Here is a 21,937-nt window from a genome sequence, read left to right on the forward strand (position 1 = left end):
CTCGCCCGCAGAACCGTCATGCGTGGTCTCGTCCGGCGGATCGCTCAGGGCCGTCATGCGTGACCTCGCCCGCAGAACCGTCATGCGTGACCTCGTCCGGCGGGTCGACGCGGCGACCCCGCCCGGCCGCGACCGTGCCCTCGACGCGCTGCGCGCCCTGGCCATCCTCGGCGTGGTGCTCGGTCACTGGCTGGTGACCGCCCTGGTGGCCGACAGCGGCACGGTGCACACCGCCAGCCCGCTCCGGCACCTGCCCCAGCTCACCCCCGTCTCCTGGCTGTTCCAGACCCTCGCGATCTTCTTCCTGGTGGGCGGGCAGGTGGGCGCGGAGAGTCATGCCTCCGCCCGCGCCCGGGGGACGACGTACGGGCGGTGGCTCGGCGCCCGTACGGCGCGGCTGGCGCGGCCGGTCGTCGCCGTGCCGGCGGTGTGGACCGTGGCGGTGGGCGCGATGCTCGCCTCCGGGGCCGGTCTGGAGACCGTGCGCACGCTGGTCAAGCTGGTGCTGTCCCCGCTGTGGTTCCTGCTGGTCTTCGCGGTGCTGACGGCGGCGACCCCGCTGGTGGCCAGGCTGCATCCGCTGTGGCCGCTCGCCGCCGTCGCGCTCGTCGACCTGGGCCGTTACGGCCTGGGCGGGCCCGCCTGGCTCGGCTGGACCAACGTGGCGGCCGGCTGGCTGGTGCCGTACTGCCTGGGCGCCGCCCGGGCCCGCGGCGCCCTGCGGGGCCGGGCCACCGGATGGGCGCTGCTGCTCGGCGGCGGCGCCGCCACCGCCGGGCTCGTCCTGTGGGCCGGCTACCCGGCGGCCATGGTCGGGGTGCCCGGTGCCCGGATCTCCAACCTCGCCCCGCCCACCCTCGCGGCTGTCGCCTTCGGCCTGGCCCAGTGCGGGGCGGCCCTGCTGCTGCTCGGCCCGCTCCGGCGGGTGCTGCGCCGCCCCGCCGCCTGGGCGCCGGTGGCGCTGGTCAACCTGGCCGCGATGACGATCTTCCTCTGGCACCAGACCGCGATGATCGCCGTCACCGCGACCGGCCTGCTCGCCGGCGGGACCCTGCCCGGCCTGAACACCGCCCCCGACGGTCCCGGCTGGGTGCTCGCCCGGCTGGCCTGGCTGCCGGCGTTCGCGCTGGCCCTGCTGGTCTGCTGGGCCGCGTTCCACGCCCACGAGCGGAGACGGCCCGCGACGGGGCCAGGACCCGGCTGACCCCCGGCGGCCGGGACGCCGGGCGCCCTCCGCGGGCAGGTGCTCAGGCGGGGCACGGTCATGTGCCGCGGGCCGAACGTCCCAGGCCGGGGATGAGCACCGCGGCGACGATCAGGTGCATCCCGGCCAGCGCCACCGTGCTCGCGGTGTCGGCGGCGCCGAGCGGGCCGGCCAGCGACAGCGCGAGCACGACGGCCGCGATGACCGTCCAGGTCCGCCCCGGCCGTTTCAGGATCCGCTCCAGCAGCGCGAGCAGCGCCCAGCCCGCCAGCCCGGCGAGCAGGCTAGCCGTGGCGACCGCGGCCGGCCCGACGGGCTGAACCGCCCCGTCGAGCCGGACGGACAGGCCGATCCCGGCCACCGGGCCGGTCAGCGCCCAGAGGACGAGGGCCGCAGCCGTCGCGCCGGCCACTGTCAGCGCCCGCCGGGTGGCGGTGCGGCCGGCCCGCTCCGGCGCGGCACGGGTGGGAATGGTCTCACCGGACACGCGTTTTCCCCTCTCGGAGTCGGACGGGGCGGGCCGTCCCGCACGCCATCCGCTGATGGCGGCCGCGGCGGCCCCGTCTGGTCCATGAGCGTCGCCGTCGCGGCGCGGTCGCCGCATCGGCCGCGCGGCCGGGGCGAGTCCGACCGTGGTAGGGCCGGCCACCGACTTTGGTAGGTGTCGGCGCCGCCGTACCCGGAGCTACCCTTGGTCGGTGCGCGGCGAGATCCACTGCGAGGCGGGGGCGGAGCCCGAGGGGCGACACGCCTCCGAGCCCCTCGCCGTGATCGGCATGACCGTAGGGGTGGGGAGCCTGGTCGCGCTGACGATCTGGGGCCGCTTCGACGCGCACCCGGCGGAGGGGCTGCTCGGTCTCGACATCGCGGCCGGGGTGCTCGGGTGCGCCCTGTCGCCCGTCCTGCTGCGGCGGCCGGTCACCGGCGCGCTGGGGCTCACCGCGTTGGCGGCGCTGTCGATGGCGGCCACCCCGGTGGCCACACTGGGCGCGCTGCTGGTCGCTCAGCGGCGCAGCTTCCCCGTCGCGGCCGCGGTGGCCGCGGCGGGGGTCGCGGCGCACGCGGCGCAGGGCGTGTGGCGGCCGAGCGGAGGGATCACCTTCGGCTGGTGGCTGGCCCTGATCACCGTCGGATACTGCGCGCTGGTCGGCTGGGGCGCGCTGACCCGGGCGCGGCGCGCGCTCGTCATCTCGCTGTACGAGCGCGCCCGCCGCGCCGAGGCCGAGCAGGGCCGACGGGTGGCCGAGGCCCGGATGCTGGAGCGGACCCGGATCGCCCGGGAGATGCACGACGTGCTGGCCCACCGGCTGTCGCTGCTGGCCACATACGCGGGCGCGCTGGAATACCGCCCGGACTCCCCGCCCGAGCAGCTCTCCCGCGCCGCCGGCGTGGTCCGCGCCGGGGTGCACCAGGCGCTCGACGAGCTCCGCGATGTGATCATCCTGCTGCGCGACGAGGACGACGGTCCCGACGGATCGCCCCAGCCCGTGCTCGCCGACCTGCCGCGCCTGGTCGAGGAGACCCGCGACGCCGGAGAGGAGATACGGCTGCGCAACGGGGTGGTCGACCCGGCCGCCCTGCCCGCCGCCGCCGGCCGGACGGCCTACCGGGTCGTGCAGGAGGGGCTGACCAACGCCCGCAAGCACGCCGCGGGTCGACCGGTCCAGGTTGTGCTGGAGGGCCGGCCCGGCGGCCGGCTTGTGATCGACATCCGCAACCCGCTGCCGGAGGGCGGGGCCGCCCCGCCGATCACACCCGGCACCGGGACCGGCCTGGTCGGACTGACCGAGCGGGTGCAGCTCGCCGGCGGGCTGCTCGACCACGAGGTGACCGCCGGCGGCGAGTTCCACCTGCGCGCCTGGCTGCCATGGCCGACGTGAACCGTCCGCTGCGCGTGCTCATCGTGGACGACGACGCCCTCGTCCGCGCCGGGCTGTCCATGATGCTCGACGGGATCCACGGCATCACCGTGGTCGGCGAGGCCGCCGACGGCGACGAGGTGCCCGCGGCCGCCGACGCGCACGCCCCCGACGTCGTGCTCATGGACCTTCGGATGCCGCGGGTGGACGGCATCACCGCCACCCGCAGACTACGGAGCCGGCGGCACCCGCCCGAGGTCATCGTGCTGACCACCTTCGACAGCGACGAGAACATCCTGCACGCGCTGCGCGCCGGTGCCAGTGGTTTCCTGCTCAAGGACACCCCGCCGGCGCAGATCGTCGGAGCGGTCCGCCAGGTCGCCGCCGGAGACCCGATCCTGTCCCCCGGGGTCACCCGCCGGCTCATGGACCGCGCGGCCACCCAGGCCGGCACCTATCAGCGGGCCCGTGCCGCACTGGCCACCCTCAGCCCCCGCGAGCACGAGGTGGTCCTCGCCGTGGCCCGGGGCCGGACCAACGCCGAGATCGCCGCGGAGCTCTTCATGACCGTGGCCACGGTCAAGGCCCACGTCTCCCACATCCTCAGCAAACTCGACCTCGACAACCGGACCCAGATCGCCCTGCTCGCACACGACGCCGGCCTCGCCTGACCTGCGGCGGAGGTCCGCGGTCCGGCTAGGGCTCGGTGGCCATCTCCTCCAGGCGGGCGGCGAGCCGGTCGGGCTCCCCGTCGGCCAGCGCGGCCGCGGCGCGCCACCAGGCGAACCACTCGCCGCTGCGCCACATCCAGTCGACACGCTCGATGGCGGCGATGACGTCGCCCGTGACCTGCCACGGCCCGCCCGCCTGCGCGGCGGTGGCCCCGTGGCGCAGGGCCCAGGCGTGCAGGGTCTCGGCGGCGGCCCCGTCGACCGGCTGCGCGTAGGGGTCGGGGTGCTCATCCAGCCGGTGCGGGCCGAGACCGGCCGCCACGCCCCAGCTCCACTGGGCCTCGGCCGGGCGGGAGTAGCGCAGCGACTCGAAGTCGAGGTTGGAGCCGAGGCCGCCGTCCCGGCGCCTGACCACCACCGCGTCGAGCCGGCCGCCCGCGTCGAAGGAGACCACGATCCGCCGGCCGGGGGCGGCATCCTCGGGCAGCGCGACCCGGTCCTCCACCTGCCAGGAGTTCAGGTCGGTCACCGCGGCGGGCCGGCCCCAGACCTCGTCGGCGGCGTCGTCGGCGATCCAGGCGGCGAGCATCTCCAGCACGGTCAGGTCGGTCCACGGATCGACGGCGGTCGCGCTGCGGAGCACCTCGTCCGGCGCCGGCAGCTTGCCGCCGCGGGTCCGCCGCCACCACTGCCCGCCCAGGTCACGGGTGCCGACCAGCAGCCCGGCCAGCGCGGCGAGCTCGGTGGACCTGCGGGTCAGCGGGGCATAGCGGGCGAGCTCGGCACAGCGGGCGGCACGGTCGGCGCCGAACACGGCCTCCATCTCGCGGAGCAGGGCACCGGCCGCCAGCCGCTCCTCGCCCAGAAGGTCGCGGATCAGTCGTCTGGCCTCGGTCCGGGCATCCTCCGCACGTGCCTCGCGCATACGGGCCACGCTACGCCCGGCGCTCCCCACGCGCGAGAGCCGCCGGCTTCGCCCAGGGGGCCGGCGGGTCGCGCACGAGGACCGACGGCTCACCCCGCGAGACCGGCGGCTCACCCGCGGGGCCAACGACTCTCACGCCGCGAGGCCGGTGGCCCACACATGACAGGTGGCAGCCCTGGATGATCGATTCCAAGGGGTTCAGTGGTCGTATGCGGTGAGTGCCCGCACGGGCCTGTCGCAGCCACCGGGCCTCGGAGATGAAGCCGAGCATTGCCGCATCATCGCCAAGGTGACCAGCTCGGCATCGCTGAGCCGCGGCGCGATGCCCACGGCCGGCCGCCAGGGGGCGAGCTGCGGTGAATCCTTCAGTAGATCGTCGGTCTTGACGTGAAGTGCGGCCGCGAGGGAGTCCAGCTCTGTCTTCACACACCTACGTCGGACTCCCTCGTCGCATGCGCGCAGACGATGTCCTGAAATCGATCATCTATGTGATCGTGCGTCTGCGGGCCAGTTCCCTGTCCTCCTCGATCAGCGCGTCAGCGACCAGCAGTCGCGGCAGTAGGTCCGGTTCGAGTGTCATCGCGCGAAAGACAAGCGCGACGGTCACGTCGTGGTCGGGCCGGTGCACGATCTCGACGGGGTCGGAAACCCGGATGTCTCCCGGCTCGATCACGCGCAGATAGGCGCCCGGCACTGCGGCCTGGGTAAACCGCTTGATCCACCCCTCCCGCTCCAGCCAGCCCTGAAACGTCGCGCACGGGATCCGCGCGCACGACACCTCTAGGACCACCTCTGGCCCGATGCGCCAACGTTCACCGATCAGGGCGCCGTTGACGTCGAGGCCGAGGGTCGTGAGGTTCTCCCCGAAGACGCCGTTGGCGAGCGGCCTGCCCAGCTCGGCCTCCCACCCGTCGAGATCCTCGCGGGCATAGGCGTAGACGGCCTGGTCGGAACCGCCGTGGTGCTTCACGTCGTAGACGCGGTCGCCTACGAGACCGACCTCGCCGGTGCCCTTGGGTCCGGGCGCGATGACGGCAACCGGGCCGTCGACAGGCCGCTTGTCGATACCTGTCGCGCTGAGCCCCTTCCACGGGTTGGGTCGGGGCTTGCCGACATTGACGGAGAGCAGCTTCATGCGCGCGACGGTACGGTCTTCTACCCGCCGGGGCGACTCATTTCCCTGCGAACCCCTTGGAATCGATCATCCAGGCGCGTGGGCCGGCGGCCTCACCTGTGGGAGCCGGCGGCCTCACGCGCGGGGGTCGGCGGGCGGGACGGCCGTGCCGTCGTCGCCGGGCGAGCGCGCCCGGTAGGCGGCCCGGCCCACCATGTAGGCGGCCACCGCCGCGGTGACCACCTGGAAGACCGCGACCAGCGCCAGCGTCCCGGCGATCGCCCAGGTGGGCCGGCGCAGCCACATGGCCAGCAGGATCAGGTGCAGGCCGAGCACCTGCGGCTTGGTCGCCGGGTGCATGCGCGACAGGGTGCCGGGAAACCTGACCATCCCCACCCCCGCCACGAACGCGAGCGCGGCGCCCAGCAGCAGGCACGCCGCGGCGGCCACGTCCAGCGCGGTCAACGCGCCCTCCCCGGGAAGGGCCCGGTCCACGCGGTCAACGCGCCCTCCCCGAGAAGAACCTGGCCAGCGAGACCGATCCGACGAACCCGACGAAGGACAGCACCAGCAGGACCGGCAGCGCCGAGTACTCCCCCACCATCGCCGCCCCCGTCCCGATCCCGCACATCACCACCGCGGTGAGCACGTCCAGCGCGACCGCCCGGTCCAGCATGGAGGGGCCGCGCACCAGCCGGTGGAGCGTCAGCGCCGCCGCGCAGCCGAGCAGCGCCAGCGCCGCCAGATATACTGCCGTCACCGCAGTTCCTCCTGGTCCGCACCGGTGCCGAAGGCCGCCACGATGCCCTTCTCCAGCCGCGTCACGTCCGCCTGGACGGTCGCCTGGACGTCCCCGGTGATGCCCAGGACGTGCAGCACCAGCTCCCTGTCGCCGAAGTGCACCTCCAGCACCAGGCTGCCCGGCAGCGCCGACAGCGCCACGGTGATCAGCACGGCCATCACCTCCGACGACGTGCGCAGCCGTACCTCGACGATCTGGACCGGCGGCCTCGTCCCCAGGCGCAGCGCCCAGAACGCGACGCGGAAGCTGGAGGCCACCAGGTCCACCGCGAAGCGGACCAGGAAGACGAGCGCCGCGACCGGGTGGATCCGCAGGCCGGTGTCCAGCACCGGCAGGGGCAGCAGCCAGACGACGACCAGCCCGCCCAGCAGGCCGCCGAGCACGTTGCCCACGCTGAGGTCGCCCCAGAGCAGCAGCCAGACCACCGTGAGCCACGCCACCTGCGACAGCGGGACGGGCCTGCCCAGCAGTCGGGGGGTGAGCCCCCGGCCGCTCACCGCAGGCTCCCGAGCACCGACGAGATGTACGGCTCGCGGGCCATCAGCTCGCCGGCGGTCCGTCGCGCCAGGGCGGACAGCGGCCCGGCCAGCACGGTGAACGACAGGGCCAGCGCCACCAGGGCCATGGCGGAGCCGAGCATCGGCAGCGGGATGCTCGCGCTCGTGACGATCGCCCGGCCGGTGATCCCCTCGGTGCCGGAGGCCCGGACGACGGGGGCCTCCTCGCCCTCCAGCACGGTCCCCATCTTCTTGATCATGCCGGGGGGCGGCGTCCGCCAGAACGCCTTGTTCCACGTCGTGGCCACGGCGTACAGGGTGAGGAGGCTGGTCAGCAGTCCCCCCGCCACCAGGATGAGCGCCATGGGACCGCCGTCGGCCACCCCCGCCTGGATCAGCGTCAGCTTGCCGAGGAAGCCGGACATCGGCGGGATGCCCGCCAGGTTCATCGCGGGGACGAAGAAGAGCACCGCGATCAGGGGCGCCAGCCTCATCAGGCCCCCCAGCCGCTCCAGCGCGGTCGTGCCGGTGCGGCGCTCGATCAGCCCGGTCACCAGGAAGAGGCTGGTCTGCACGGTGATGTGGTGGACGACGTAGAACACTGCACCCGCCAGGCCGAGGACCGAGGAGAGCGCCACCCCGAAGACCATGTAGCCGATATGGCTGACCAGCGTGAAGGAGAGCATCCGTTTGATGTCGGTCTGGGCCACCGCGCCGAACACCCCGACCAGCATGGTCAGCAGCGCCACCCACATCAGCAGGCCGCTCACCGGCCCGCCGGGGAACAGCAGCGCCTCCAGCCGGATGATCGCGTAGATGCCGACCTTGGTGAGCAGCCCGGCGAACAGCGCGGTCGCGGGGGCCGGCGCGGTCGGATAGGAGTCGGGCAGCCACGCCGACATCGGGAAGATGGCCGCCTTGACCACGAAGACCAGCAGGAGCAGGAGCTCGACCAGCAGCTTGACGTGCCCGGGCAGCACGGAGAAGCGCTCGGCGAGCTGGGCCATCGACACGGTGCCCGTCGCCCCGTAGGCCACCGCGATCCCGACCAGGAAGAGCATCGAGGAGGTCAGGCCCATCACCACGTAGGTGGCGCCCGCGCGGATGCGGGACTCGGTGCCGCCGAAGGTGAGCAGCACGTAGGAGCCGCTGAGCAGCATCTCGAAGGCTACGAAGAGGTTGAACAGGTCACCGGCGAGGAAGGCGTCCGACACCCCGGCGATCATGATGAGGTAGGCCGGGTGGAAGATCGACAGCGGGGCGATGCGCTCCTGGTCGGCGTAGGCCTGTGAGATGGAGTAGATCATCACGCACAGCGTCACCGCCGAGGAGACCACCAGCATCAGCGTGGCGAGCCGGTCGGCGACCAGGGCGATGCCGATCGGCGCCGGCCAGCCTCCGGCGTAGGTCACCAGCGGCCCCCCTCGGTCGGCCGCCAGCAGCAGGACGCATGACACCACCAGCACGGTCGTGAGCGTGACCACGCTGATGAGCGCCTGCAGCCTGCGCAGCCGCCCGCCGATGGCCAGCTTGAGCCCGGCGGCCAGCAGCGGCAGCACCACCGGGGCCGCGACCAGTCCCCCTTCCGGGACCGCGATCAGCTCCGCCACCGGCCCTCCCCGCCCGGCACGGTCCGTGTCCTCGGCGCCCCCCGCCCCGCGTCCGGCAGGGCATGCGGCACAGCCATCAGTCGTCCCCTTCCAGGTCCGGATCCTCTGCCCTGGCCTGCCGCTCCCGGTCGGCCCGGATGGCCGCTCGCATCTCCTTGCGCGCCTCGCGCTGGCGGAGCCGGAACCGCCTGCGGATCTCCCGCTCCCGCTCGGCCTGCTCCCGCTCCCGCCGGGCGAAGTCCGCGCGCAGCTTGTCGATCCGCTCCTGCCGGCTCTCCTTGGACACCGCCTCCTCACGCCGGGCCTCGGCGAGCCGTTCCTCGATCTGCTCGCTGGACAGGCCGGCGTCCTTGTGCGCCTGGAGCCAGCGGCCCAGGTCCACGTTGACGTCCAGGATCCGTCTCTCCAGCTCCTGGGCCTCCCGGTGTTCCCTTTCGCGCCGGGCGGACTCCAGCTGGGCGAGTTCCGCGCGCTGCTCCTGGACCAGCCGCCGGTACGCCTCCTGCTTGGCGAGCACGGCCTGGGTGAGCTCCCCGCGCCGGGCGCGCAGCCGTACCATGCGGTCCTCGGTGTCGTCCTGGACCTCGTCGCCGCCGGTGAGCTGCCAGGACCGGTGGACCACGGCGAGCAGGAACGCGGTGATGCCCAGGGTGATCACGATGGAGGTGAGCACCATCGCCTGCGGCAGCGGGTCGGCCATCCGCGCCGGATCGGACCTGCCGAGGATGGGCGGCTCCCCGGCTGGGCCGCCGACGGTGAGGATCAACAGGTTCACCCCGTTGCCGAGCAGGATGACACCGACCAGCAGCCGGACCAGGCTCCGCTCCAGCAGGAGTGTCACCCCGGCGGCCGCCAGGGTCCCCGACACCAGCAGGGGCAGCAGCGAGACGGTCACCGCTCCTCCTCGGCGTCGATCTGCCGGTCCAGCTCCGCCCCCAGGCTGCGCAGGACGTCCTGCGCCATGCCGACCACCGTGACGTAGATCCCGATGTCGAACAGCAGCACGGTCGACAGGTGAAGCTTGCCGATCAGCGGGACCGCCAGGTCCGCGGAGAGCATGTCCAGCGGCGCGCCGGTGGCCAGCAGCCCCCAGAGCGCGGTGACGGTGGACAGCAGGAGTCCCAGGCCGATCAGCACCCCGGCGTCCACCGGCGCCGCGACGGCCAGCTCGTAGCGGCCGCCGGCGAGATAGCGGATGACCAGCGCCAGCCCGGCCACGATGCCGCCGGCGAACCCGCCTCCCACCGAGCTGTGCCCGGTGAACAGCAGGAAGAGCGAGATCAGCATCACCGTGTGGAAGATCAGCCGGGCCACGACCTCCAGGACGACCGCCTGCTCCCCCGCGGGGAGGGTCGCCGCGAGCCAGTGCGTCCGGTCCTCCCGCCTCGCCTCCGCGGGCGGGCGCTCCAGCGCGTACGTACGGCGGCGCAGGAAGACCAGACTGGTCACCCCGAGAGTGAGGACGACGATCACGGAGCTCTCCCCCATGGTGTCCCACGCCCGGATGTCCACCAGCAGCGCGCTGACGATGTTGGAGGCCCCGGACTCCTCGGCCGCGCCGGCCATCAGCCGGCCGACCGGCATCGCCGTGCGCGCGCTCGCCGCCAGCATCCCGGCACCGACGATCATCACGCCGCTCACCACTCCGAGGGCGACGCGCACGCCGAGGGGCACCCGGGGCGAGCCCTCCCTCGGCCCCACCGGGAGCCTGCGGAGCACCAGCACGAACACCACCAGGCTCAGCGTCTCGGTGAGGAACTGGGTCAGCGCCAGGTCCGGCGAGCCGTGCACCAGGAACAGCAGCGCGACGCCGTACCCGGTCACCCCCGCCAGCAGCGCGAGCACGATGTGCGAGCGCACCCGCGGCGCGACGAGCGCCGTGGCGATGAGCAGGACGCCGATCACGGGCTGCTCGACGCGCTCCCAGGGCACCACGTCCAGCCGGACGTCGCGGACGGGCCCGTACAGCAGCGAGAAGCCCCCGATCCCGGCCATGGAGACAAAAGCGATCATGAGGTAGTCGGGGAGCGAGCCCCGCTGGGTGACGCCGGTCAGTTGGAGGGCGGAGCGGTCCAGCGCCCGGATGACGCTCCAGTAGACGTGGCCGGAGTCGACCAGGCGCAGGATCCGCCCGGTCCGCTCCACCGCGGGACCGGCCAGGAGGAGGAGCACGCCCCCGGCCAGGGCGACGGCCGACAGCAGCAGCGGCACGGGCGCGCCGGTCCACAGCGCGAGGTGGGTGCCGTGGCCGGGCCCGGCGAAGGTGTCGGTGTAGCTCTCCATCGCGTGGCCGTACCGCCCGGCGAAGGGGGCGGCGACCAGCCCGAGTACGGCGAGCAGCGCGGGCGGCAGGAACGTCGCGGCGGCGGAGCCGTGCGCGGGGACCGGCTCCCGGCCCGGCCGGTCGCCGAAGGCCCCCCACAGGAAGCGCAGGCTGTAGCCGGCGGTGAGCACCGAGCCGACGACCACCCCCGCCAGCGTCACGGTGTCGGCGGTCCGTCCGGTCAGCAGCGACTCGAACGCGGCCTCCTTGCCGACGAACCCCAGGAACGGCGGGATCCCCGCCATCGAGGCCGCCGCCGCCACGGCCGTGGCGCAGAGCCAGGGCGCCGAATGCCGCAGGCCGCTCAGCTCGCGCAGGTCGCGGGTGCCGGTGGAGTGGTCGATGACGCCGACGACAAGGAACAGCGACGCCTTGAACAGCGCGTGCGCGAGCAGCATGGCGACGCCCGCGATCGCGGTGTCCCTGGTGGCCGCGCCGAACAGCACGGTCAGGAAGCCGAGCTGGCTCACCGTGCCGTAGGCCAGCAGCCTCTTGAGGTCGTGCTCGCGCAGGGCCCGCCAGCCGCCCAGCACCATCGTGAGCAGGCCGAGCGGCACGACGATCAGCTGCCAGGCGGGCAGCCCGCCGAATGCCGGGCCGAGCCGGGCGATCAGATAGACCCCCGCCTTCACCATGGCCGCGGCGTGCAGGTAGGCGGAGACCGGGGTCGGCGCGGCCATCGCGGCGGGCAGCCACATGCTGAACGGGAAGATCGCCGACTTCGACAGCGCCCCGACCAGGATCAGCGCCATCGCCACCGGGACGGAGCCACCGGCCGGCGGGTCCGCGACGATCCGCGAGATCTCGTAGGTCCCCGCCGCCTCAGCGAGCACGACCATGCCGGCCAGCATGGTCAGACCGCCGAACGTGGTGACGGTCAGCGCCTGTATCGCCGCCCTGCGGCTGGTCCTGCTCGCGGGGTCCTGGCCGATCAGCAGGTAGGAGAAGACCGTGGTCAGCTCCCAGAAGACGTACAGCAGGAGGAGGTTGTCGGCGACCACCAGCCCGAGCATCGCCCCGGCGAACGCCACCAGCACCCCGCCGAACCGGCCGAGCCCCTCCTCCCCGGCGTCGAAGTAGCGGGAGCAGTACAGCAGGACCAGCGCGCCCACGCCGGTGACCAGGAAGGTCATGAGGAGGGCCAGCGCGTCGACGCGGAAGGACAGCGCGAAGCCCAGCGTGGGCGCGTAGGGGTGCTCGGATCCGGCCGGGACGCCGTTCAGCGCCACCCACAGCGCGTAGCCGAGCCCGCAGGCCGGCGGCACGGCGAGCACGGGGAAACCGTTGCGGCCGAGACGGCGCATCAGCGCCGGCGCGCACACCGCCGCGACGGCGTGCAGGATCAGCAGCGGCTCCATGTCCCCCCGGGCAACCGTCGTGGCCGACGTATCCCAAACTGCCAGGAGCCACCCGTTTCACCACCTGAGCACACCAGGGGCTTGACCCGAACACCGCCGGTTCTTCACCGGCGCATGATCAGCTCTTCCGGCCGGTACGGCCGAGCAGCCAGCCGATCACGGCACTGCCGAGCGCGACGCCCGCGCCCATGCCGAACGCGGTCAGGACCGGCCACACCCGAGCGCCCGCGGGGGGCTGCTCGGCGGGGCGTTCGAAGATCCGCGGGACCGTGAGCGGCCCGGCGACGTCCCCGGCGGGGGACGGCACGGCGGAGGACGGCGCCACCGGGGACGGCACGGCCGGGGACGGCGTCATCGGGGACGGCGCCCCTGGAGACGGTGCGGCCGGGGACGGTGCGCCGGAGGAGACGGGGGCGGCGGAGAGGTGGCCCTCCACCGCGGAGAAGAACTCCCCCGCGGTCTTCTTGGCGACCGAGCCGAGCATGCGCTGGCCGATCCCTCCGATCATGCCGCCGATCACGGCCTCGGCGTCGTAGTCGATCCGGGTGCCGCCCTCGACCTCGTTGAGACGGATCTCCACGGTGGCGTCCACGGTCCCGGGCGCGCCCTGTCCCCGCGCCCGGAGCACGAAACGCTGCGGGGCGTCGGGCTCGGACAGGGCGACCTCTCCCTGATAGACGCCCTTGATCGAGGCGACTCCGGCGGTGACCGTCATCCGGTAGATGCCGGGCCCCGTCTCCTCCAGGCGCTCGCAGCCCGGGATCGTGCGCACGAGCACGGCCGGATCCTGGAGCGCGGACCACACGCGGTCCCTGTCGATGCCGAGTACGGCACTGCCTGCGAGCTTCACAGCAGCACCATAGGCAATCGCCCGCCGTGCCGATAACAGCAACATCTGCCCGTCGGCGGGGCGCGCGATTGTCACAGGCCCCGCGTGGCGTCGTCGGCCCGCGACCGGCGCCCCCGGCCGGCCCCTCTCACGGCCGGGGATCTCGGTCCGGCCCCTCTCACGACCTGTGACCCCGGCCGCCCCTTCTCACGGCCGGGGATCTCAGCCGAGTCCCTCCTGCCGGCGGGGATCCCGGTTCACCGACGGGGATCTCGGCCGGACGTCTCTCAGGGACGGGCCGCCGTGGAGGGGCGGCCCCGCAGCGGCGCCCCCACCTCGTGCAGGTGGCGCAGCGCCTGCGCGTAGGAGCTGAGGAGCCCGCTCTCCAGGTAGGGGATGTCCAGTTCCTCGCAGTATTTCCGCACGATCGGCTGGGCACGGCGCAGGTTCGGCATCGGCATGCTCGGGAAGAGGTGGTGCTCGATCTGGTAGTTGAGCCCGCCCAGCACCGTGTCCAGCACCCGCCCGCCGCGCACGTTACGCGAGGTCAGCACCTGACGCCGGAGGAAGTCGAGCCGGTCGTCGCCCCTCAGCATCGGCATCCCCTTGTGGTTGGGCGCGAACGTGCAGCCCAGGTAGACGCCGAAGACCGCCTGGTGCAGCAGGAGGAAGGCGATGGCCCGGCCGGGCGACAGCACCGTCAGCAGCGCGGCGAGGTAGGCGGCCACGTGCGCCGTCAGCAGCACCGCCTCCAGCCCGCGGCGCTTCAGCGACGGGCGCGCCAGGGCCCGGAAGCTGGACACGTGCAGGTTGAACCCCTCCAGCGTGAGCAGCGGGAAGAACAGCAGCGCCTGCCGGCGTCCCAGGAACCTGGGCAGCCCCCGGCTGGCGGCGGCCTGCTCGGTCGACCAGATCAGGAAGTCGGGCGAGACGTCGGGGTCGTGGTCCTCATGGTTGGGATTGGCGTGGTGGCGGGTGTGCTTGTCCATCCACCAGCCGTAGCTCATGCCGATGGCGAGGTTGCCGGCCACCAGGCCGGCGATCCCGCTGGCGCGCCGGGAGCGGAAGACCTGCCGGTGGGCCAGGTCGTGGGCGACCAGCGCGATCTGGGCGAAGACCAGCGCCAGGAAGGCCGCCACCAGCAGCTGGTACCAGGAGTCGCCCACCGCGAAGAACGCGGCCCAGCCTCCGGCGAAGGCGGCGGCGACGAGAGCCAGCCGCAGGGCGTAGTGGCCCGGGCGGCGCTCCAGCAGCCCCGCCTCGGCGATCCGGCGTGCCAGGCGGGCGAAGTCGCTGCCCCGGGCGCCGCTGCCCGCGTCCGCGGTGCCGGCGGACCGGTCCGGGGGGTCGATCACGGTCGAATTGGTCACGGTTCTCCTCGGGAGCGCGGACGCCGGACAGGATTGATCGGCTTCAGCGCCGTAGATCGGCGTCAGAGCTGATGTCCTGTCCCAGGATTCCGTGATCATCGTGGCCGTGGACCCCCGCGACCACCCGGATCCGTGGTGGTGCTGACCCTACCCCGGCCTCCGGCCCGACGGCCACGCCGCAGCCGCCTCCGACAGCAGAGCGGCCGTGGTGGCCCAGACGGACCCGGCCGGCTTCCGGCCCGGCGGCCACGCCGCAGCCGCCCCGGACCGCCCCGCCCCGGATCGGGCCGGATCGGACTGGGCCGGGTCACCGTTGGTCGCGCCGCAGGGGGTGGTCGTCGGGGATCTCGACGAGGACGATGGGCAGGCCGTCGGGGTCCTCGATCCACATCTCGATCAACCCCCACGGCTCCCGCCGGGGAGGGCGGACCACGCCGACCCCCGCATCGCGCAGCCGCCCGTGCTCGGCCGACAGGTCGCGGACCTGGAGCCAGACCGCGGAGGTCTGCCCCGGGGCCCCGTCGGAGCGGCCGGAGAGCTCCAGGAAGCCCTGGCCGAGGAAGAAGACCAGGCCCGGGTCCTCGGCGGGGCCGAACTCCCGGTATACCGCCAGACCCAGGATGTCCCGGTAGAACCGGCGGCTGCGCTCGGGATCGGAGGGACGCACGAGGATGCGGCTGCTCAGCACCTCCATGTGTCGGCCTGCCCTCCCTCCGGCGCCTCCGTGCCACCCGGCCCCCGATCCGCAGGACGGTCCACGCGGCCCACCCGGGCCGCCTCCCGTGGGCGGCGCGGGGAGCCCGCGCCCCCGGTCTCAGGCCCGGGTCGGCTCCTCATAGCCCTCATCCTCCCCGTAGACGTGCTTGTCGGGATCGCCCTCGGGCTGGTTGGCCGGGTCGGTGGGAGAGGGAGCGGACTCCTCGGCGAAGTCCGGAACGTCATGATCTTCCGGATTCTCCCGGCGGTCGGCCAGTGGCCGGCTCTCATCGGACTGCGACATGTGTCCTCCTCGCTCGTCCTTGCTCGTCGATACCGGGCACCCTCCCCTCCGGCGGGCCTGCCTATGCCTTCTCCGGCCGCCGTACCGCCGGCGTCTCCCGCACCCGGCCGGTCAGTTGGAGCTCCGGCTGCTGGCAGGATGGTGGCCCATGGCACCGGGGAAATCATGGGCGAGCAGATCGGCGGCGGCGTTCATGGCCCTGGCGGCGGGCGCGGGATGCGCCGGCGGCACCGGCGGCGTCCCGGAGCCCGGTACCGGCCGCACCTCCTCCGCCCCCGACTCCCCGAATGTCAGCGCCTCGCCGGTCAGGCCCTCCCGGCCGCCGGGGGCGCTGCCCAGACCGGGTGAGGTGGGCCGGATCCCGGCGCCCTCCGACGGACTGCCCCGGGTGATCAGCTCCATCCCCACCCGGCGGAAGGTGGTCTTCCTCACCATCGACGACGGCTGGGAGCAGGATCCGGGTTTCCTCGCGCAGGTCAGGGACCAGCGGATCCCCATCGCGGCCTTCGTCACCCGCGACGCCGTGGAGGCCAGGGGCACGACCGACCCGACCGCGCAGGGCGGCAGATTCCTGGGCGCCGGCAAGTGGGAGTACGTACGCGCCCTGCACAAGGCGGGGGCGACGATCGAGAACCACACGCTGACCCATCCGAACCTGCCGGCGCTCGGCTACCAGCGGCAGCGGGCCGAGATCTGCGGCACCTCCACGCTGATCCGCAAGCATGTGGGCAGCAGGCCCACGCTGTTCCGGCCGCCGTTCGGCAACCACAACACCCTGACCCGCAGGGCCGCCAAGGCCTGCGGCATCGACGCGCTCCTGCTCTGGACCGCGACCGTGCAGCCCGGCGGGAAGATCGCCTATCAGGTGCCCGACAAGAAGCTCCGCCCGGGTGACGTGCTGCTGCTGCACTTCCGCCCAGACCTGTCACGCGACTTCCGCGTCCTGGTCAACAAGATCAAACGTCGGGGGTTCGAGATCGGCAATCTGGACGCCTACCTGAAGGCCGCGACCCGCTAGACCCGCCCGGCCCCGCTCCCCACGACCCGCACGTCCGGCCGGGCCTGGGGTCAGAGGATCTCGGCGGCCCGCGCGGCGGCGTGGAGGTAGACGGGGTCGGGGGTGCGGGCGTGCTCACGGAGACATGCCTCCGCGAGTTTGATCGCGTGCTCGTCGCCGTTGTCCACCGCCCGCGCCGCCACCTCCTCGGGGCCGGGCGGCTCGCCGTACGGCGGCGGCTCGGGGGTGGCGCGGGCGGCGAACGCGCTGTGGATCCCGGCGGCCACCTGCCAGAGCGCGTCGTAGGTGGGCCGGTGGAGCGGGCCGGGCAGCAGCGGGAGCACGGACCTGACCGCCACCGGGGCGGTGACCGCGTGCAGGAACGCGATCGGCGCCCGGCGCCCGTGGGTCAGGAAGATCCTCGCGAAGGTCCGGCTGAGCTCGCCGAGGTCGGCGTCGACGTCCACGGGCGGCCGGAGCGCGCCGACCGCCTCGGGGAAGGCTGCCACGGTGCCGAGCCCGGCCAGCTGATCGGTGATCAGCCCGCCCGCCGGGATCTCGCGCATCGGCGGCAGGTTCCGCACCGCGTCGTCCAGGGAGGCGTTCCCGCCGGTGCGCGGCGTCCCGGGCAGCTCGGCGTAGCGGGCGGCCCAGTAGCCCAGCGCGCGTGCGAGCTCCGCCAGCCGCGCGGGCTCCGGGCTCTCGGCGACGGCCCGGATGGCGTGCGCGGCGCGGATGATCCCGTGGGTGGCCCCGGCGGCGAGTCCCGGGACCAGCCGCGGCCACCATTCGGAGGTCACCTCCAGCCAGGGCGCCTCTTCGAACCGGTGGGCGAAGTATCCGCTCCAGTCGGTCACCCGCCGGAAGTCGCCGAGTGCCTCCCGCCAGTCGCCGATGGGCTCCACCCGCCCCGGCTCCGGCTGCAGCCGGGGGAGATAGCCCTCCACCCAGCGTTCCACGGCGTCGGCTCGGTCCAGCCTGACCAGGGCCTCCACAGCCATCGGCCCGTGGCTGGACAGGCCGCCGCCGAACTCGGGGCCGGTGCCGGCGAACCGCTCCAGGGCTCCGTCCAGGACTTCCATATCGCCTTCTCTCTATATAGCTATATCTCTATATAGATGAAAGCCTCAGAAATGTCCACACACCCGTCCCCGACCCCCCGGCGCCGTCGGCATTCTCAAGGCCCCCACTCACCCGGTCCGCACCGTCCGCCGCCCGGCGTACCCCGGAATCACCCCAGCGGCTGATGTCCGGCAGGCACCTCTCGCACCACCATTGGGGTCATGCGCCCCCGGGGCCCGGCAGGCCCGGGGCGCATCAGGCCGGCAGGGCGCACGCCCCGCCGTCCGGGCCGCCCGGGGCACGACCTCCGGCGGCACAGGGGGGAGAACAGGCGCCGCGGGCGGAGGGGGCGATCTCGGCCCGTCCGGGAAGTGCGGTCCCGGACGGACCATGTGACAAAGATCGCAACAGCTCGCGGCGCCAACCCCACCCATTGCTCTACAGCTTGTAGTACTACTTTTAGTAGAACTACAGCTTGTAGAGCTCAGGACCCGTGAGGGGAAGATGGACGCACTGGACCTTGCGCGGTGGCAGTTCGGGGTCACCACCGTGTACCACTTTCTGTTCGTACCCCTGACGATCGGCCTCGGCGTGTTCGTGGCCGGCCTGCAGACGGCGTGGCACCGCACGGGCAAGGAGCACTACCTCAGGCTCACGAAGTTCTTCGGGAAGCTCTTCCTGATCAACTTCGCGATGGGCGTGGTCACCGGCATCGTGCAGGAGTTCCAGTTCGGCATGAACTGGAGCGACTACTCGATCTTCGTCGGCGACGTCTTCGGCGCCCCGCTGGCCCTGGAGGCACTGCTCGCGTTCTTCCTGGAGTCGACGTTCCTGGGGCTGTGGATCTTCGGTTGGGACAAGCTGCCCAAGCGTGTCCACCTGGCCACGATCTGGGCAGCGGTCATCGGCTCCAACCTGTCGGCGTACTTCATCCTCGCCGCCAACGCCTGGATGAAGCACCCGGTCGGCTACGAGGTGGTCGACGGCAAGGCCCGCATGACGGACCTGTGGGCGGTGCTCACCAACTCCACCGCGCTCGCCCAGGTGCCCCACGTGGTGGGCGCGGCCTTCGTGGTCGCGGGCGGGTTCGTGCTGGCGGTCTGCGGCTACCAGGTCCTGCGCGAGCGGCGCGCCGACCCTGACCGGACCACCCCGGTCCGGCGGGGCGCGGTGGACATGTGGCGGACCCCGATGCGGGCCGCGCTGGTCATGACGGCGATCGCCGGAGTCGTGGTCGCCGGCAGCGGGGACATGTCCGCCAAGCTGCTGTACGAGCAGCAGCCGATGAAGCTGGCCGCCGCCGAGGGGCTCAGGCACGACACCGCGGGCGCGCCGTTCTCCCCCGTGCCGGGGGTCGAGGTGCCCATGCTGCTCAGCTTCCTGGCCACCAACGACCCCGGGGCGGTCGTCCAGGGCACCGAGAACCTGCAGGCCCGCTTCACCGAGGAGTTCGGCCCGGCCGACTACCGCCCCAACCTGCCCGTGGTCTACTGGTCCTTCCGCGTGATGATCACCTTCGGGATGGCCACGGTGGCCCTGTCGGTCCTCGGCCTCTGGCTGACCCGCGGGCGCCGCCGCGACCCGCGCCCACCGCGCGAGGTCCCCGCGTGGTTCGCCCGGGCCTGCGTGCTGGCGCTGCCGCTGCCGACCCTCGCGATGATCGCGGGCTGGCTGCTCAGCGAGATCGGCCGCCAGCCGTGGACCGTCCAGGGCGAACTGCTCACGGCCGCGAGCGTGTCACCCGGCGTCAGCCTCACCGAGGTGGCCGTGACGCTGGCGGTCTTCACCGCCCTGTACGGCGCGCTCGCGCTGGCCGAGGCCGTGCTGATCATCCGCCATGTCAGGACGGGCCCCGAGCCCGTCTCGCCCGCTCCCCGCACGCCGCCCTCCCACGACGGTGAGGACGCGGGCGCCCGGCTCCAGCCGACCCTGATGTACTGAGGCGGAAACGATGGAACTCACCACCTTCTGGTTCGCGATCATCGCCTTCCTCTGGACCGGATTCTTCGTCCTGGAGGGCTTCGACTTCGGCGTGGGCCTGCTGGCCCCGGTGCTGTCCAGGAACGAGGCCGAGCGCAAGCAGGTCCTCGGCACGATCGGCCCGGTCTGGGACGGCAACGAGGTCTGGCTGATCACCGCGGTCGGCGCGATGTTCGCCGCCTTCCCCGCCTGGTACGCCGGGCTGCTCAGCGAGTTCTACCTGCCGATCGCGCTGGTCCTCGTCGGGCTGATCGTGCGCGGCATCGGCCTGGAGTGGCGGGGCAAGGTCCACCACTCCTCCGACCGCGCCTGGTGCGACCTGGGCATCCTGGTCGGCAGCGCGCTCCCGGCCTTCCTCTGGGGCGCCGTCTTCGCCGACCTGCTGCACAACAGCGCGCTGGCCGCGCTGGTCGGCGGGGTGTTCTCCCTGTCGCTGTGCGTGCTGCACGGCGCGGTCTTCGTCGCCCTCAAGACGTCCGGCCCGGTGCGTGCCCGGGCCCGCCGTACCGCGATGATCACTTCCGCGGTGGCGCTGCCCGCCGCGGTCGTGGCGCTGTCCAACATCCCGGCCGCCGGCACGGCCGTCGCCGACTGGACGGCCGCCCCGTGGCTGTGGGCCTGCGCGATGAGCGCGATGGCCGCCCTGGCCGCCGCGGTCGCGCTGACCTGGCGCGGCCGGGACGGCTGGGCGTTCGCCGCCACCGCCTCGTCCATCGCGCTGGGCTCGGTCGCCCTGTTCGGCGCCCTCTGGCCGGCGCCCCTGCCCGGCCTCACCGTCGCCGAGGCCGCCTCCGGCCCCTACACGCTGGGCATGCTGACCTGGATCGGCCTGATCGCGCTGCCGTTCGTGCTCGGCTACCAGGTCTGGTCCTACTGGGTGTTCCGCAAGCGCCTGGTCGCCGAGGTGTCCTGAAGCCTCCCGCCGGAACGGACGGGACCCGCGAGGGCCGGGCGCCGCCGTGGCGCTCCGGGCTCCGGCGGGTCCCGCCTCGCCGCGCGCCGTACGGGGGTCCCGCGGTAAAGGCGGTTGATTTGATTTCCCCCGGACGGCTATGAAGGATCCCCTTCATGAAGCCCCCCAGCCTGTTCCGCCACCGGAACTTCATGCTCCTGTTCGGCGCCGACACCGTCAGCCAGCTCGGCACGCAGATCAGCATGCTCGCGCTCCCGCTGGTCGCGGTGCTCGCGCTCGAGGCGAGCGAGTTCGAGACCGGACTGCTGGTCGCGGCCGAGACCGCGGCCTTCCTGCTGGTGGGACTGCCGGCCGGGGTCTGGGTGGACCGGATGCGCAGGAGGCGGATCCTGATCACCGCCGACGTGGTCCGCGGCGCGCTGCTGGCGTCGGTGCCGATCGCGTGGTGGCTGGACGCGCTGAGCCTCCCCCAGCTGTACGTCGTGGCGCTCGGCATGGGCCTGGCCACGGTCTTCTTCGACATCGCCTACCAGAGCTATCTGCCGAGCCTGGTCGGCCGGGACCAGCTGATGGACGGCAACGCCAAGCTGGAGATCGTGCGGTCGGCGGCGGGCGTGGCCGGGCCGAGCGTGGGCGGCGGGCTGGTCCAGGTGCTCACCGCGCCGGTCGCGGTGCTGGCGGACGCCGTCAGCTTCCTCGGCTCGGCGCTGTTCCTGTGGCGGATCGACGCCACCGAGCAGACGCCGGACCCGGCCGGCCGGCAGGGGCTGCTGAAGGAGATCGGCGAAGGGCTCCGCTACGTGGCCACGCACCGGATCCTGCGGATGATCAGCGCCTCCACCGCCACCGCCAACTTCACGAGCGGGATGATGGCGGCCGTTGAGATGATCTTCCTGACCCGGGTGGTGGGCCTCGCCCCCGGCGCCATCGGCCTGCTGTTCTCCGCGGCGGCCCTCGGCGGGCTCACCGGCGCGGCGATCGTGGGCACGGTCAGCCGCCGCGTCGGCACGGCCAGGATCATCTGGCTGTCCGTCCTCGCGACCGCCCCGTTCATGCTCCTGGTGCCGCTCAGCGGGCCCGGCTGGAAGACGTCGCTGTTCGCGGTCGGCATGTTCATGCACGGGGTCGGCGTGGTCCTCTACAACGTCAGCCAGGTCAGCTTCCGCCAGGGCGTCACCCCCGAGCACATGCTCGGCCGGATGAACGCCACCATGCGCTTCGTCGTGTGGGGCACGCTCCCCCTGGGCGGCCTGGCCGGAGGAGTGCTGGGCGAGCTCTTCGGGGCCCGCGCCACGCTGTGGATCAGCGTGGTGCTGGCGCTGCTGGCCGTGGTCCCGCTGCTGCTGTCCCCGCTGCGCACGATGCGCGACCTGCCGGCCCCCGAGGAGGTCAGCGCCTGACCCACCGGATCAGGACGGCGGGC

The 21,937-nt window shown here is 73.3% G+C and carries 21 protein-coding genes and 1 pseudogene; 7 read left to right on the forward strand and 15 right to left on the reverse strand.

Going from position 1 to position 21,937, the window contains the following annotated elements; genetic code table 11:
* Window positions 1-82 precede the first annotated feature (82 nt).
* Window positions 83-1,204, forward strand: coding sequence for an acyltransferase family protein (locus ACWDS7_RS06660; RefSeq protein WP_451928424.1), 1,122 nt, complete (start codon window positions 83-85; stop codon window positions 1,202-1,204).
* A gap of 58 nt (window positions 1,205-1,262) precedes the next feature.
* On the opposite strand, the gene ACWDS7_RS06665 is transcribed toward ACWDS7_RS06660, so the two are convergent.
* On the reverse strand, window positions 1,263-1,691 hold the full coding sequence (locus ACWDS7_RS06665) for a DUF6069 family protein (RefSeq protein ID WP_451928425.1): 429 nt from the start codon (window positions 1,689-1,691) through the stop codon (window positions 1,263-1,265).
* A gap of 211 nt (window positions 1,692-1,902) precedes the next feature.
* Between ACWDS7_RS06665 and ACWDS7_RS06670 the strand changes: the two genes are divergently transcribed.
* Window positions 1,903-3,084, forward strand: coding sequence for a sensor histidine kinase (locus ACWDS7_RS06670; RefSeq protein WP_451928426.1), 1,182 nt, complete (start codon window positions 1,903-1,905; stop codon window positions 3,082-3,084).
* A complete protein-coding gene (locus ACWDS7_RS06675) occupies window positions 3,072-3,734 on the forward strand; it encodes a response regulator (protein WP_451928427.1) in 663 nt (220 codons plus the stop codon). Before ACWDS7_RS06670 ends, ACWDS7_RS06675 begins: the two co-directional genes overlap by 13 nt.
* 25 nt (window positions 3,735-3,759) lie before the next feature.
* Here ACWDS7_RS06675 and ACWDS7_RS06680 read toward each other — a convergent pair whose 3' ends face one another.
* The 13 genes and pseudogenes from ACWDS7_RS06680 to ACWDS7_RS06740 all read right to left on the reverse strand — a co-directional run bounded on the left by ACWDS7_RS06680 (window position 3,760) and on the right by ACWDS7_RS06740 (window position 15,562).
* Window positions 3,760-4,659, reverse strand: coding sequence for a hypothetical protein (locus ACWDS7_RS06680; protein ID WP_451928428.1), 900 nt, complete (start codon window positions 4,657-4,659; stop codon window positions 3,760-3,762).
* A 193-nt stretch (window positions 4,660-4,852) separates the two neighbouring features.
* Window positions 4,853-5,085: pseudogene (locus ACWDS7_RS06685) on the reverse strand (IS982 family transposase); the annotation flags it as partial.
* Window positions 5,086-5,143: 58 nt separating this feature from the next.
* The gene (locus ACWDS7_RS06690; RefSeq protein WP_451928429.1) at window positions 5,144-5,794 is read right to left on the reverse strand and encodes an MOSC domain-containing protein; all 651 of its coding nucleotides are present in this window, start codon (window positions 5,792-5,794) and stop codon (window positions 5,144-5,146) included.
* A gap of 114 nt (window positions 5,795-5,908) precedes the next feature.
* Entirely contained in the window at window positions 5,909-6,238 is a 330-nt protein-coding gene (gene mnhG, locus ACWDS7_RS06695) for a monovalent cation/H(+) antiporter subunit G (protein WP_306867818.1), read from the reverse strand.
* A 34-nt stretch (window positions 6,239-6,272) separates the two neighbouring features.
* Window positions 6,273-6,533 carry a monovalent cation/H+ antiporter complex subunit F gene (locus tag ACWDS7_RS06700; protein WP_451928430.1) on the reverse strand — a complete coding sequence of 87 codons (261 nt, stop codon included), beginning with the start codon at window positions 6,531-6,533 and terminating at the stop codon, window positions 6,273-6,275.
* On the reverse strand, window positions 6,530-7,072 hold the full coding sequence (locus ACWDS7_RS06705; protein ID WP_451928431.1) for a Na+/H+ antiporter subunit E: 543 nt from the start codon (window positions 7,070-7,072) through the stop codon (window positions 6,530-6,532). Before ACWDS7_RS06705 ends, ACWDS7_RS06700 begins: the two co-directional genes overlap by 4 nt.
* A complete protein-coding gene (locus ACWDS7_RS06710; RefSeq protein WP_451928432.1) occupies window positions 7,069-8,682 on the reverse strand; it encodes a Na+/H+ antiporter subunit D in 1,614 nt (537 codons plus the stop codon). The genes ACWDS7_RS06705 and ACWDS7_RS06710 overlap by 4 nt, the downstream gene beginning before the upstream one ends.
* A 76-nt stretch (window positions 8,683-8,758) precedes the next feature.
* Complete coding sequence (locus ACWDS7_RS06715; RefSeq protein WP_306867811.1) at window positions 8,759-9,577, reverse strand: Na(+)/H(+) antiporter subunit C; 819 nt, start codon at window positions 9,575-9,577, stop codon at window positions 8,759-8,761.
* The gene (locus ACWDS7_RS06720; protein ID WP_451928433.1) at window positions 9,574-12,363 is read right to left on the reverse strand and encodes a Na+/H+ antiporter subunit A; all 2,790 of its coding nucleotides are present in this window, start codon (window positions 12,361-12,363) and stop codon (window positions 9,574-9,576) included. The genes ACWDS7_RS06715 and ACWDS7_RS06720 overlap by 4 nt, the downstream gene beginning before the upstream one ends.
* A gap of 118 nt (window positions 12,364-12,481) precedes the next feature.
* The gene (locus tag ACWDS7_RS06725) at window positions 12,482-13,213 is read right to left on the reverse strand and encodes an SRPBCC domain-containing protein (protein WP_451928434.1); all 732 of its coding nucleotides are present in this window, start codon (window positions 13,211-13,213) and stop codon (window positions 12,482-12,484) included.
* 266 nt (window positions 13,214-13,479) lie between these two features.
* On the reverse strand, window positions 13,480-14,562 hold the full coding sequence (locus ACWDS7_RS06730) for a fatty acid desaturase family protein (protein ID WP_451928435.1): 1,083 nt from the start codon (window positions 14,560-14,562) through the stop codon (window positions 13,480-13,482).
* Window positions 14,563-14,869: 307 nt separating this feature from the next.
* A complete protein-coding gene (locus tag ACWDS7_RS06735; RefSeq protein WP_451928436.1) occupies window positions 14,870-15,256 on the reverse strand; it encodes a VOC family protein in 387 nt (128 codons plus the stop codon).
* Window positions 15,257-15,376: 120 nt separating this feature from the next.
* Window positions 15,377-15,562: a hypothetical protein gene (locus ACWDS7_RS06740; RefSeq protein ID WP_306867803.1), complete on the reverse strand. Its 186-nt coding sequence runs from the start codon at window positions 15,560-15,562 to the stop codon at window positions 15,377-15,379.
* A 148-nt stretch (window positions 15,563-15,710) separates the two neighbouring features.
* Here ACWDS7_RS06740 and ACWDS7_RS06745 point away from each other — a divergent pair, with 148 nt between their 5' ends.
* Entirely contained in the window at window positions 15,711-16,580 is an 870-nt protein-coding gene (locus tag ACWDS7_RS06745; RefSeq protein ID WP_451928437.1) for a polysaccharide deacetylase family protein, read from the forward strand.
* A 50-nt stretch (window positions 16,581-16,630) separates the two neighbouring features.
* Here ACWDS7_RS06745 and ACWDS7_RS06750 read toward each other — a convergent pair whose 3' ends face one another.
* Window positions 16,631-17,641 carry a hypothetical protein gene (locus ACWDS7_RS06750; RefSeq protein ID WP_451928438.1) on the reverse strand — a complete coding sequence of 337 codons (1,011 nt, stop codon included), beginning with the start codon at window positions 17,639-17,641 and terminating at the stop codon, window positions 16,631-16,633.
* 484 nt (window positions 17,642-18,125) lie between these two features.
* Between ACWDS7_RS06750 and ACWDS7_RS06755 the strand changes: the two genes are divergently transcribed.
* From ACWDS7_RS06755 to ACWDS7_RS06765, 3 genes are all read left to right on the forward strand, one after another.
* Window positions 18,126-19,562: a cytochrome ubiquinol oxidase subunit I gene (locus ACWDS7_RS06755; protein WP_451928439.1), complete on the forward strand. Its 1,437-nt coding sequence runs from the start codon at window positions 18,126-18,128 to the stop codon at window positions 19,560-19,562.
* A 10-nt stretch (window positions 19,563-19,572) separates the two neighbouring features.
* On the forward strand, window positions 19,573-20,514 hold the full coding sequence (gene cydB / locus ACWDS7_RS06760) for a cytochrome d ubiquinol oxidase subunit II (RefSeq protein ID WP_306867795.1): 942 nt from the start codon (window positions 19,573-19,575) through the stop codon (window positions 20,512-20,514).
* A 155-nt stretch (window positions 20,515-20,669) separates the two neighbouring features.
* Window positions 20,670-21,914 carry an MFS transporter gene (locus ACWDS7_RS06765; RefSeq protein ID WP_451928440.1) on the forward strand — a complete coding sequence of 415 codons (1,245 nt, stop codon included), beginning with the start codon at window positions 20,670-20,672 and terminating at the stop codon, window positions 21,912-21,914.
* Window positions 21,915-21,937: the final 23 nt, after the last annotated feature.

Source organism: Streptosporangium sp. NPDC003464, from assembly GCF_053588315.1.

Coding starts and splice junctions, on each gene's coding strand:
- ACWDS7_RS06660 (WP_451928424.1), top strand. CDS start 83: ATGCGTGACCTCGTCCGGCGGGTCGACGCGGCGACCCCGCCCGGCCGC.
- ACWDS7_RS06675 (WP_451928427.1), top strand. CDS start 3,072: ATGGCCGACGTGAACCGTCCGCTGCGCGTGCTCATCGTGGACGACGAC.
- ACWDS7_RS06680 (WP_451928428.1), bottom strand. CDS start 4,659: ATGCGCGAGGCACGTGCGGAGGATGCCCGGACCGAGGCCAGACGACTG.
- ACWDS7_RS06690 (WP_451928429.1), bottom strand. CDS start 5,794: ATGAAGCTGCTCTCCGTCAATGTCGGCAAGCCCCGACCCAACCCGTGG.
- ACWDS7_RS06720 (WP_451928433.1), bottom strand. CDS start 12,363: ATGGAGCCGCTGCTGATCCTGCACGCCGTCGCGGCGGTGTGCGCGCCG.
- ACWDS7_RS06735 (WP_451928436.1), bottom strand. CDS start 15,256: ATGGAGGTGCTGAGCAGCCGCATCCTCGTGCGTCCCTCCGATCCCGAG.
- ACWDS7_RS06740 (WP_306867803.1), bottom strand. CDS start 15,562: ATGTCGCAGTCCGATGAGAGCCGGCCACTGGCCGACCGCCGGGAGAAT.
- ACWDS7_RS06745 (WP_451928437.1), top strand. CDS start 15,711: ATGGCACCGGGGAAATCATGGGCGAGCAGATCGGCGGCGGCGTTCATG.
- ACWDS7_RS06750 (WP_451928438.1), bottom strand. CDS start 17,641: ATGGAAGTCCTGGACGGAGCCCTGGAGCGGTTCGCCGGCACCGGCCCC.
- ACWDS7_RS06755 (WP_451928439.1), top strand. CDS start 18,126: ATGGACGCACTGGACCTTGCGCGGTGGCAGTTCGGGGTCACCACCGTG.
- cydB (WP_306867795.1), top strand. CDS start 19,573: ATGGAACTCACCACCTTCTGGTTCGCGATCATCGCCTTCCTCTGGACC.
- ACWDS7_RS06765 (WP_451928440.1), top strand. CDS start 20,670: ATGAAGCCCCCCAGCCTGTTCCGCCACCGGAACTTCATGCTCCTGTTC.